Below are 12,821 nucleotides of genomic sequence, written 5' to 3' on the forward strand. Positions count from 1 at the left end.
GTTTTGAAACGTCGGATGGTATATAGGACCGATGAAAATGACTGAACAGGTTAGAGTTAGCCCCAATATACCAAGGTCGGCCGTTAAGGAGGCTTTCGGCGATATGGTCGAGTTTGACCGTCCACTGGCTCCCCTGTCGACTTACCGGACCGGTGGTTCGGCAAAGTATTTTATCTGCGCCAAAACCGCGGATTTACTGTCGGGTACGGTCAAGGCCGCGCGCAGGTTGAAAATGCCGTATTTTGTTATCGGTGGCGGCTCGAACATCCTGGTATCCGACCGGGGGTATGACGGCTTGATTGTGAAGGTTGACATCCGGGGTCTTGGGCTTGTTGAGGTTTCGACGGTGAACTGCGGCGCAGGTGAAGATCTGAAATCGCTGGTGGATTTTGCCACGGAGAAATCTCTGACCGGGATGGAGTTCGCCGCCGGCATCTGGGGGACAGTTGGCGGAGCTATTTACGGTAACGCCGGGGCCTACGGTGGCGAGATGAAAGACGTTGTTTCGGAGGTCGAGTACGTTGACACTGCCGGTGATTTGCGGAAGGCGGGCGCTGACCACTGCCGCTTTGGTTATCGTGATTCATATTTCAAACGCAGCGGCGAGATTATCGCTTCGGCGGTGATAAGGTTGAAAGAGGGAACGAAAACGGCCATCGAGGGTAAGGTCAAGGAAATTCTTCGCGACAGAATGACGAAACATCCCGCGGTGGAAAAAACAGCCGGCTGTTTCTTTAAGAATGTTTTGGATTCTCGGGAAAAATACGGGAAATTGCCGGCGGGGAAACTCCTGGACGAGATTGGAGCGAAACAGATGAGAGTTGGCGGCGCGGTTGTTTTTGAAAAACATGCCAACATGATAGTAAATACGGGCAACGCCACTTCAAAAGATATCCGCCAGTTGGCCGATATACTGAAGAAGAAGGTCTATGATAGGTTCGGCATCACCTTAGAGGAAGAGGTAATACAGATAGGTGAGTTTTAGAAAAGAGAGGAGCGGTTATCGTATAATTTCTAAAGAGTTAAGATGTACGTCGAGTTGAGTCTATTGTGAACTCTTTGTTGTTAAGAGCATTTTTTACCCCCCTTCTGCTGTTGTTGACAGCAGTTGCCAGTCAAGCCGGTACAATCGGTTTCCAGGCGAATTTCACCAATCCGCCGTTGATGATATCTCCATACCATGAGGAAGTCTCGGAATTTTCGGCCGCGCTCGTGCCGAAGCACCGGATATTGATTTCTGACCGCCTGCGTTATGTTCCCCGCGTTACGTCTTCCGACTGGGATGACCGCACTCTTCGTCTGGAGGTGGAGGTTTTCAATGTTCGTGACGTTAAATCCGCTCTGACGCCCGTGTCGGTGGACGCGCCCACTTATATGCAGGCGCGGGTGGCCGCCAATGTCGAGCGGGGCTTTGTTGAGTCGGGGGCTTTGTTCGCCAAAGACCGTGAACGGGAGGGAGCCCGGGGGCTTGGTATCTCGGTGGCTCTTCCCAAACGGCTGGACAAGATATTCGGTGAGGGAGGCGCCGGCCTGAAGGTGGCGGGATTCCGGAGAATCACTTTCGCGGGCCGGTCGCAGTGGACCGATGCCGCCGAGACAGAGACCTTTCGGCAGAGTAAGTTTCCATCGCTTCGGATGGAGCAGATATCACGTTTCGATATCACGGGCAATATCGGCTCGAAGATAACCGTCAAGGTGTCGCAGGATAGCCAGACCGATATTCCACTTTCCAACCGGATACAGATTCGGTACAAGGGTGATGATGATGACATCCTGAAATCAATCGAAGCTGGCAATACTACGCTATCGCTTCCGAACACCAAGTTCGTAGGGTATTCGTCGCGCATCCAGGGGCTGTTTGGTTTAAAGGCGGAAGCTCAGGTCGGGCAACTGAAGTTCACGGCCATAGCTTCTCAGGAGAAGGGGACGACAGAAAGCGCTTCGTACACGGCGACCGGTGAAGCGACGGCCAGTTTTATTCGCGATGCCGCGTATGTTGATCGTCGGGTATTCGACCTTGCCAGAGATGGCGAACTGGCGCCGGGTGATAAGGTAGTCAAGTTGCGTGTTTTTGAGTCGGTAGTCACGGTGGGTAGTGAGGATCTTACGGCGACCCCCGCAAAATTCTATGTTAATCCGTTCTATCCGGATTCTTTCCCGGATGAGAGTATAACGACCGAGGGTGTGAAGGTGCTGGAGTTGGAGGTGGAAGCGTTTGAGTTGGTGACCACCGATCGGGATCACCCACAGCCTCATGTGATTTTCAGTCGTTCACGAGACAAAACGCGCATTCTGGGATACTATCTGGAGGTCATAAGAGCAGACAGCACGACGTATGTAGTTGGCGATATCAGCGGTGAGGAATACCAGCTCAAGCTTTTGGCGCCGCTTGCCGCCAACGCGCTGCCGGAGCACGAGACCTGGGATTTGATGTGGCGCAACTGCTACAGCATTCCGGTCAATTCCAAAGTTGAGGAGCTGGGGCTGAAGATATATAAGGGCTTGCCAAACACCGAGCAGACATCTGATAACCTCGAGTATCAGTCGGCGGGCGGACGAAGCGCCACTTATCTTCAGATTTTGGGCCTGGATCAGTACGATGGAACGGACAAACGTTTTCCTGACGGTGTTCTGGATGATCGTCAGGCGGTGTTCCGTCCGGATGACGGTCTTTTAATATTCCCGAGCCGGACGCCATTTGCGTCGGACACGACTTATCCGGCCAGAGAAGGTCTCAGCGAGCCGATGCCGGAACTGGAGGTGAAGGTCCCGAGCCTTTACTACTACACGAATGAGAGTGAAGAGCGGTATAAGGCCAGTCAGTATTACCTGCAGCTTACCGAGACAACGCGTAGCGCTATGATAAAGCTCAATCGCGCCAATATAATCGAAGGTTCTGAGACAATAACGCTCAACGGAAGACAACTGGCAAGGGGTACCGACTACAAGATCAACTATGACTTCGGGCAAATCGAGTTGATGACCGATGAGGCTCTGGACCCGAACGCGAATTTGAATATCGACTATGAATACGCGCCGTTCTTCGCGATACAGAAAAAGACACTTCTGGGGGCACGGGCCGAATACGAATGGAGCAAAGATTTCTCGTTCGGCTCAACGATCCTATACAAGTCCGACAAGACGCAGGAGAGAAAGCCGCGGGTGGGGCAGGAGACGGCCCGGACGGTCGTTCTCGATGGGGATATGAGCATCAAGCTACACCCGAACTTCATGACTTCGATGGCTAACGCCATACCGCTGGTGGAAGCTGATGCGCCGTCGAATATAGCCATCTCCGGCGAAGTGGCGCGTTCGTATCCGAATCCGAACGTTGATGATGTGGCTTATGTGGATGATTTCGAGTCAGCTCTTGAGCAGCTGTCGTTGGGCACCACACGCACCCAGTGGACAATCGCGTCGGAGCCGGCTCAACTCGAGGGGCAGGGTTACGTGAGGGGCAAGATGCTCTGGCACACTCCGGATTCGACGGTGTATGTCGAGGATGTGTATGATCGTGAGTCGGCGCAGGGAGAGGGTACTCTCAGAATTCTCCGACTGATTTATCGGCCGTACAACCACTCGCATCCCACAGAAGCCGCGGTGCCGTCGTGGGCGGGCATCATGCGTTACTTCGGATCTCGCGTTGACGCCGCCCGGGCGCAGTTGTTTGAGGTGCGCGCTCAGGGCAAGCATGGCCGGTTGCATTTCGATTTTGGCAAGATTAGCGAGGACGTTATTCCCAATGGCGGCCCCGACACGGAGGACAGAATTCTTGTCAATGGTGCGGTCGATGAGGACGAGGACACCGGATTGGATTACTTGATGGACGAGGAAGAGGAAGGATACGGTCCGAGTAATCCGGATCCCAGCGGTGATAATTGGTTTTTCAGGGGAAATGGTAAGTGTCCGGTGCCGGGAGGATGTGACGACTGGGAGTACTGGGATGATTCCCTTTACTATGAATTTCTTAATGGCACGGAAGGAAATCGGCTCGATGGCGCGGTGACGGGACTTCCCGACGAGGAGATTCTCTCCAACGGGATGAACCTGAACACCCTGAACGCTTATTATTCCTTCGTGGTAGATTTCGCGTCCGACTCATTCCTCGTTGAGAACTCCGAGCGGAACGGTTGGGTTACTTACCGCATACCCATTCGCGACCCGCTGGCAATTGAAGATTCGGTGGGACGGCCTTTGTGGAACCAGGTTACTCACGTCCGGGTATGGTTCGAGTCCGATCCCGGAGTCACACAAACTGACACGATAAAGATAGCCGACTGGTATTTTGTTCAGTCGAACTGGCAGGATTCCCTGGTGCTGGGTCCCAACTCCGATTCGATTACCACGAAATTTGTCGTAGCGGAGATGAGCGATGACCGCGACAAGGATTTCGTGCCGCCGCCCGGAGTGGAGTCGTACAAAGATCCCACTACGAACGTAACAGAGGCTCAGCGGGCGCTGCTTTTACAGTTCGAGAATATCAAGCCGGGGGACACCTGTTTTGCCACCAAGGACCTGCTTAGCGTTGAACAGTATTCGGGATACCGCCGTATGGAAATGTTTGTTTACGGTGATTTTCTGGATTCGGCCGATGTAGGCGGGATGGAGTTGTTTTTCAGAATCGGTCAGGATGAAGAAAATTACTACGAGTATTACACGCGGGTGTATAACGGCTGGGATGAGCGAAATTATATCAATATTGACTTCAATGAGATAACGGCGATCAAGGATAGTGTAATCAGGGCACGGAAGGATGATGAGATCTCATTTGATGATGGCGGGAAATACCGAATCGGAGGCGCTCCCGATATCAACAAGGTGAGATATTTCGCGGCGGGTCTGGCAAACACCGACAGCATCGCCACCAATGGCATGACGGGGCAGATCTGGCTCGATGAGCTTCGGGTGACAGAGGTGCGCAAGGATGTTGGCACGGCCGGACGTGTGACGGTGCAGGGCAATATATCTGACCTGATCAATTATAATTTCTCGCTGGAATCGCAGGATCCGTATTTCCGTAACATATCCTCGACCACGCGTGGTGGTTCGACGAACAATTTGGGTAGTGGACGCACGAGGACGACCTACAACTACGGGGTTACTCTAAACGTTAACAAGTTCCTGCCGCGTTCGTGGGGTGCGCGGTTACCGGTGACGTTCTCGTATGACAAGTCTATTGAAACACCGTTGCTCCGCACGGGGACAGATATTCTCTTGCCTGAGGATGTTCGTCAGCAGGAGCGCTCGATTCGAGAGACGAGGCGAGTGTCGGTGACGAGTTCGTTCAATAAGAAGGGGCGCAACCCGCTTTTCAGTTTGCTGTTGAACCGGCTGAATACGAGTTTCTCGTACTCGCGCTTTTATCAGCAGACAGTGATCACACCGTACAACTTCGGCGAGACATACAATGTGCGATCGAATTTCGATCTCACGGTGACCAAGCCGCCGGCGGTGCCGCTGTTTGAGTGGATGAAAAATATTCCGATCGCGAAAAAGCTGGCCACGACGAGATTATGGCTGTATCCGGAGAAATGGACAACGAGCGCGACCTTTGCCCGCAATCTGTCGCTTAAGGATGATATCAATTACAATCGCACTTCATCGAACAGTCGGACTTTTACCGGTAACATGAACATCAGTTACCGTATTTTCAACACGCTGATGGCCAACTACACATATACGACCAATCGAGATCTGACGGATCCCGATCTTGTCAATATTTCGTTCAAGGACCCGAAACTCGGTTTGGAGACGCATTTCGGGCAGACGCTTACTGCCAGTTACGACCCTAAGCTGTTCAGTTTTCTCAAGATGAGTTTCAGCCTCAAGGCCAACTACACCGATGACTGGCAGCGTTCGTACGACGCCCGGAAGTCGGTTCTGGCGCGGACGCGGAGTGTGGGCGGTACTTTTGATCACACCAAGCTCCTGGGAGCCGAGAAGAGTGGCGGGCGCAAGCAGGTGAGGCGTCGCCGTGACGTCAAGGAACCCGGCAAGCCGATCTACGTGTTGGCGCTAGATGGTTTGAGGAAGTTAACCGGATGGATTGATCCGTTTGACTACGGGTACGATGAAACCTACAACAATACTCTACCGGCCATGTCGGGGCGGCCGAGCTGGCAGTACCGATTTGGTTTCAAGGATGAGGCCGAGGTCGGCGAGGTTGAGGGGGCGGCCGGAGTGCGGACTACGACCGAGGGCCGCAAGTACAATCTTGGCTCCGGGTTCACGTTCCTTGGAGGTATGGTTACCAAAGTTAAATATGCCCAGTCGGTCAGCGAAGACATTTACAAGCAAGGCAGCCGGTATCGCACCACATCGACCAGCTGGCCGGACCTTACCATTCGGATTCAGAAATTCAAGAGCTTCCCGCTGATCAAAGACTATTTGAACAAGTTTATTGATGTTTTCGCTCCACGCACCGGGTATTCGCGGCAGGTGAGAGAAGCGGAGGATATCGATGCCGGATTCCCTACTTCCCGGACGACATCGAAAAATTACAAACCGCTTTTATCTATCAGCTTCAAGGTGTTCCGGGCGCTGTCACTTTCGGCTTCATATTCATTGACTGAAGAGACGAAGGAGATTTTCAACCCGACCACCGGTGATGAGCAGACAACGACCAACGGTACCAAGGAATCCATCGCGGCAACGACCAAGTATTCGTTTTCGTCGCCCAAGGGAATTACCCTGCCGATTTTCGGCAGCGTGAAGTTCAAGTCGACTGTTGATATCGAGGTGACGGTGCGCATCAATAGTGAAGTGTCGGAAACGAAGAGGCCGGGTGAGTCGTTTGTGCCATCGGTGGACAAGTCGGACTTTCTGCTTACACCGGTAATCTCGTATACGTTCAGTCAACAGATGAAAGGCGGGTTGACACTGCGGTGGCAGGATTCCAATGATAATTATCGCGGAAAGAAGAGCCACACGCGCGAGGTGCAGATCTGGACTGAGATCAGTTTCTGATAATTTCAATTGACTTAATTCTCCATTTCATTGACATTACTCTCATGACTCTTTCGCAAGGGCTTGCCACGACGTTTGTTAGCTCACTTTTGGTCCTCTCGTGCGGCCAAGGTGTGTTCGAGCCGCCGGTTTTCGACGGGCAGCGGGCCTTTGGGTACCTCGAAAAACAGGTTGAGTTCGGTCCCCGGGTACCCGGCAGTGAGGCTTCCGCAAGCTGTCGTGACTACTATTACCGACATTTCTCAGAGCTTGGACTTGAAGTTGATTCGCAGAAATTCGTCTTTTTCGATCCTTACTCGCAGAGTGACATACCCATGGTTAATGTGATCGCGTCTTTCAAGGTAACGCCGGATGACAAATCGCCGGGGATGGTGTTGATGGCGCACTACGATAGTCGTCCCCGCACCGACTTTGCGGAGAATCCCCAACTTCGCGCTCAGCCGATTCAAGGCGCCAACGATGGCGCCTCCGGTGTGGCTGTTTTAATGGAATTGGCGAATCTTTTCGCGCAGACGCCGCCGGAAGGCAATATTGATCTGGTGCTGGTTGACGGTGAGGACTGGGGGAAAGCGGGCGACCACCATCTGTATATGATTGGTTCCAAGGAATTCGCCAAAAGAGGGATACGTGACAAGTATCGATTTGGAATCGTTGTTGATATGGTGGGTGAATCCGATCAGCAGATATATAGAGAAGGTTTCTCCGAAAGGTACGCCAAAGACCTCAATGACATGGTATTCAGCACCGCCCGGGATCTCGGTTTGATGACTTTCATAGACAGCGTCAGGTACCCGATAATGGATGATCACCTTTCGTTGAATATAGCCGGGGTGCCGGCAATAGACATCATTGATTTCGACTACCCTTACTGGCACACGGAGTATGACACTCCCGATAAATGTTCGGCCGAGTCGCTGGCGAATGTAGGGCGTCTTCTGGCGTATGTGGTCTATAACAAATCTTTATGGCTAAAAAAGTAATCAAACAGCTGCGTGATTTCCCCGCCGTCGAACAGTTGCTGCAAAGCTCCAGACTGAGATCGTCCGTGGCTTCGTTGCCGAGACCGGTCGCGGCGGATATTATCAAAGAAGTGGTCGCAGGGATGAAGGAGAGTTTCAAAAAGGGCGACGAACCGGCTGAAGGTGATATCATCCGTGAGATAGAACGCAGGATCGGGGCGCAACGGCGTTTTGAGATTACGAAGGTTATCAATGCCACCGGTATCGTAGTGCACACTAATCTGGGAAGAGCGCCGCTTTCGGAGGCTATTTTCGAGGCCGTCAAGAAGACGGTTGTCGGGTATGGCAATATCGAGTTTGATCTCCAGAAGGGGGAGCGGGGGAGTCGTGGTGTGGCGTGCGAGCAATATTTGGCCCAGCTATCCGGCGCCGAAAGCGCCACAGTCGTGAATAATTGCGCTGCCGCTTTGCTGTTGACGCTCAACTCCCTCTCGGACCGCAAACAGGTGATTATTTCACGGGGAGAACTGGTGCAGATTGGAGGCGGGTTCAGGATTCCCGATATCCTTCGCAAGTCGGGGGCCAGGCTGTGTGAGGTGGGGACGACAAATATTACATCGCTCGATGATTACGAAAGCGCCATCAACGATAAGACGGGTTTGATACTCCGCGTGCACCAGAGCAATTTCGTCCAGAAGGGATTCACCGAGCAGCTGGCTCTCAAGCCGCTGGTGAAACTCGGCAGGAAACATAATCTTCCGGTCGTGAACGATCTTGGCAGCGGGGTTTTCATTCCGACCCGGGAAGTTCTCGGGTACGCCGAGCCAACGGTTCAGCAGTCTGTCCGCGACGGCGCCGATATCACCTGTTTCTCCGGCGACAAGATGCTCGGTGGATGCCAGGCCGGTCTCATAGTGGGGAAACGGGATTTCGTTCACAAGATCAAGCGCAACCCTCTTTATCGGACGGTGCGTGTGGATAAAATTGTCTTTTCCATGCTGGAGAAGATGCTGGCGTATTATCTCAACAACGAGTGGCAAACGGAAATCAAACTGTGGTCGTTGCTTTCGGTGAGTGAGTCTGAGTTGTACAGTCGAGGCAAGCAACTTCTGAAGAAGCTTGGTAACCCTTCGGGAGTCTCAGTAGAGGCGACCAAAGCATTTATCGGTGGCGGGGCGCTTCCGGAAGCCAATATTCCATCGGTAGGGTTGATATTTTCGACAGAATTCAAGGCGTCAGACCTTTTGAGAAAGTTGCGCGAGCTGCCGGTGCCGGTCATCGGGCGAATCGACAGCGACCGCCTTATCCTCGATCTGAAGGCTGTCGACGAGGCCGACCTTGCCTATCTCGAGACGGCCATAAAACAAGTCCTCAAGTAAGGGTGGTCCGAAGAAATGCTGATAATTGGAACAGCAGGCCACATAGACCACGGTAAATCATCAATCGTAAGAATTCTCACCGGTACCGATCCTGACCGTCTCCCGGAAGAGAAGGCGCGGGGAATGACGATCGATCTGGGGTTCGCGTTCTACCGGACTGCGGACGAAGATACGATTGCATTTGTGGATGTTCCCGGACATGAACGGTTCGTAAAGAATATGGTGGCGGGGGTTGGGGCTATTGACGCTGTCATGCTGGTGATCGCGGCCGATGACGGCTGGATGCCGCAGAGTGAAGAGCATTTTCAAATTGTCAGACTGCTCGCTGTGCATCGCGGACTTGTTGTCCTAAACAAGATCGACCTGGTTGATGCCGAATGGCTGCAACTACTGGAGCAGGATATTGCCGGCAAAGTCAAGGACTCGTTCTTACATAAAGCGCCGATCTTCAAGGTTTCAGCGCATACGGGAGAGGGTTTCGGCGAGCTCAGGACTTATCTCGATAAGCTTCCTGCAGAGCATGCTTCTCAAAAGGACATAGGCAAGGCCCGGCTGTATATTGACCGCTCTTTCGTTCGGCCCGGTATCGGCGGTGTTGTTACGGGAACACTTCGCGGCGGCAAGCTGACGATGGGGCAAACCGTTACTATATGGCCGTCGATGAAGCAGGCGAAGATTCGGTCGTTGCATTCGAATAACAGTGATGTCAACGTAGCGGTGCCGGGCCAGCGCACAGCGGTGTCTTTTACGGGGCTCGATAAGGAGAATCTCGTTCGAGGCGGTGTTGTCATCGATCATGCGGAGCCCGATTACTTTCGGCGCCACCAGGTGCTGGCGTTATCGCTGGAGTCCCTTAAGACGGCGCCTGTCGAGATAGAGGACCGTCGTCGTGTTCTGGTTATTGTCGGGACAACCGAGGCTGAGGGGGAACTCCGGCTGTACGACAGAAAGAAACTGGGACCGGGGGAGTCGGGGCTGGTATTTTTCAAACCGGATGAACCGGTTTATTCTTTGATTGGCGACCACTTTATCCTCAGATTACCGACGCCGATGGTTACGATAGGCGGCGGGCAGGTGCTCGATCACCTGGAACATTTTCCGCGTAAGCGACATGCGGAGCGTTATGAGTATCTCTCCAGCCGCATACCGCTCACCGCCCGCACTCTATTGGTCTCGGAACTGAAAAAGCAGACCCTTGTGCCGACCGATGCTCTGCTTATCAATTCAGACTATTCTGCCGAGGAGATTGAGCGGGAGTTGAAGAATTTGTGGCAGGCCAGAACTGTCAAGTTGCACGAGGGCTATGTTTACCACGAAGCTGATTTCAAAAAGTCCCTGGAGCGTTTTCAGAAATTAATTGAAGACCACCTGAAAGAACATTCGCATATCAAAGGTCTGACGGTTGAGCAGGTTTCGCGGCTTACCGGATTAGACAGCGCCCGGTCGCATGTCATGATTAAGTTGCTGATTTCGTCGGGGGAAATGATACAGTTGGGAGAATTATATAATCTCGTTGGTCGGGGCATGGCGCTTAAGGGAGCGGCCAGGCTGGCCCATGATGATATCATGGCGATGATGAAAAGGGAGCCGTATGCGCCGCCATCGCTCGCCATCCTCGCCGACAGAGGCAAAGCCTACAAGGACGCTATCAAGTTCATGCTCGATACCGGGCAAGGCTATAAATGCGGGGCGGATTTTGTTTTTCTGACCGAGGTGTGGGAGGAGCTTGTGACGTTTATCCGCGGCACTCTCAACTCGAGCGGCAAGCTGAATGTTACGGATATGCGCGAGCGGTTCGGGCTTACGCGCAAGTACCTGATTCCCGTCTTGGAAGAAACCGACCGTATCAAACTAACCCGTCGCGAGGGCGACATACGCGTTAAAGGTGATAAATTTGAAGGCTAAGACGCTTTTTTACAATGGGCGGATTCACACGCAGGCCGATTACCTGGTGGTTGACTCCATGGCGCTTTATAGAAGTAGGATTGTCGCAGTCGGCAACAGATTGGAGCATGACTCTGATTTCGATCGGTACGATAAAATTGATCTGAAGGGTCGAACAGTCATCCCGGGGCTGGTGGATGCCCATACGCATTTTCATTATTTCGCCCGTTCGCTGGGAAAGGTGGATCTCGATGGAGTTGACTCTATTGACAAATGTCTTAGCCGCATAAAGGCCTTTGCCGCCACGGTCAAGAAGGGGGCATGGGTAACCGGGGGCGGGTACTCTCCCGACCGGTTCAAGAAAAGAATCGAGCCGGACCGTTTCATGCTCGACAAAATCACCGGTGACAGACCGGCTTTCATTTTCTCAAAAGACCAGCACTCCGCGTGGGTCAACAGCAAAGCGCTGGAGATAGCCGGTATCACCTCGCGTACGAAAGACCCCGATGGAGGTAAAATTGAAAGGTGCGCTGATGGTGAGCCGTCCGGTATCCTTCGGGAGACGGCGTATCAAAAGGTGTACCGCCTCGTTCCGATTCCATCAGGCGCGGAGATCGATCGCTTGTATAAGAAGGCGCTGGATTACGCATACAGAAATGGCGTTACCGGTGTGCATTCGTTTGATGGTTCTAACGGTTTCATTTACTTTCTGCAATTGGCGCAGTCGGGCAAGGTGGGGCTTCGGATAAATTACTACTTTCCGGTTGAAATGCTTCCCCAGATGCACAAGAGCAAGGTGTACTATGGCACAGGCACCGATTTCTTCAGGGTGGCCGGGGTGAAAGTGTTTGCCGATGGTTCACTCGGCAGCCAGACGGCTTTGTGTTTTAATAAATATATTGGGTCGAAGGACAATTTTGGCATCGAAGTGACCCCGCCGCGGGAGTTGGAGCGGGTTGTCAAGTCGGCCGCCAAACTCGGGTTTCCGTGTGCTATTCATGCCATCGGCGACAGAGCGGTGGCCAACGTGCTCGATGCTTTCGAGAAGGGACCACAACTTCATTTCGGAGCGCGTCACCGGATAGAGCATCTCCAGCTCGTGCGTCGTGCGGACCTGGCGAGACTTAAAAGTCTGGGAGTGGTAGCCTCGATGCAGCCGTCGCACTGCCCATCGGATATTCAGATGATTCGTCGCTACTGGGGCAAGAGAGGGGCAAACGCTTTTATTTTCAGGACGCTTATCGACAAGAAAATGGACCTGGCGTTTGGTTCCGATGCTCCAATTGAGCCGTTGAATCCGATCGCCGGTATCGCGGCGGCGGTACGCCGGGCGCGTTCGAACAGCAGAGATGTTTTTTATCCCGACCAGCGCATAACGGCCGCGGAGGCTTTGTACCACTACACGGTCGGCCCGGCCAGAGCGGTTGGTCAGGAGCATTGCCGCGGCTATTTGTTGCCCGGTTACCCGGCGGACTTCGTATTACTTGAAGACGATATCACCAAAGTACCATCGACAAAAATAGAGGGGACGAGGGTATTGGTCACGGTGCTCGATGGCAAGGTCAGGTATACGCATTCGTCGGTCAACTGGTAGGCCGATTGTCGTCGCGTGAAATTGTTTGACATCGCGTTT

General features: G+C 53.1%; 6 protein-coding genes. All 6 read left to right on the plus strand.

Annotated elements, in window-relative coordinates; genetic code table 11:
- Positions 1-37 precede the first annotated feature (37 nt).
- The 6 genes from murB to AB1483_13085 all read left to right on the plus strand — a co-directional run bounded on the left by murB (position 38) and on the right by AB1483_13085 (position 12,782).
- Positions 38-985: a UDP-N-acetylmuramate dehydrogenase gene (gene murB / locus AB1483_13060; protein ID MEW6413379.1), complete on the plus strand. Its 948-nt coding sequence runs from the start codon at positions 38-40 to the stop codon at positions 983-985.
- Between the two features lie 74 nt (positions 986-1,059).
- A complete protein-coding gene (gene sprA, locus AB1483_13065) occupies positions 1,060-6,966 on the plus strand; it encodes a cell surface protein SprA (GenBank protein MEW6413380.1) in 5,907 nt (1,968 codons plus the stop codon).
- A 44-nt stretch (positions 6,967-7,010) separates the two neighbouring features.
- Positions 7,011-7,946, plus strand: coding sequence for a M28 family peptidase (locus tag AB1483_13070; GenBank protein MEW6413381.1), 936 nt, complete (start codon positions 7,011-7,013; stop codon positions 7,944-7,946).
- Positions 7,931-9,304, plus strand: coding sequence for an L-seryl-tRNA(Sec) selenium transferase (selA, locus tag AB1483_13075; GenBank protein MEW6413382.1), 1,374 nt, complete (start codon positions 7,931-7,933; stop codon positions 9,302-9,304). The genes AB1483_13070 and selA overlap by 16 nt, the downstream gene beginning before the upstream one ends.
- A gap of 15 nt (positions 9,305-9,319) precedes the next feature.
- Positions 9,320-11,209: a selenocysteine-specific translation elongation factor gene (gene selB / locus AB1483_13080; GenBank protein MEW6413383.1), complete on the plus strand. Its 1,890-nt coding sequence runs from the start codon at positions 9,320-9,322 to the stop codon at positions 11,207-11,209.
- Complete coding sequence (locus AB1483_13085) at positions 11,199-12,782, plus strand: amidohydrolase (GenBank protein MEW6413384.1); 1,584 nt, start codon at positions 11,199-11,201, stop codon at positions 12,780-12,782. The genes selB and AB1483_13085 overlap by 11 nt, the downstream gene beginning before the upstream one ends.
- Positions 12,783-12,821 lie beyond the last annotated feature (39 nt).

It is taken from the genome of Candidatus Zixiibacteriota bacterium, from assembly GCA_040756055.1.
Taxonomy (GTDB): domain Bacteria; phylum Zixibacteria; class MSB-5A5; order GN15; family FEB-12.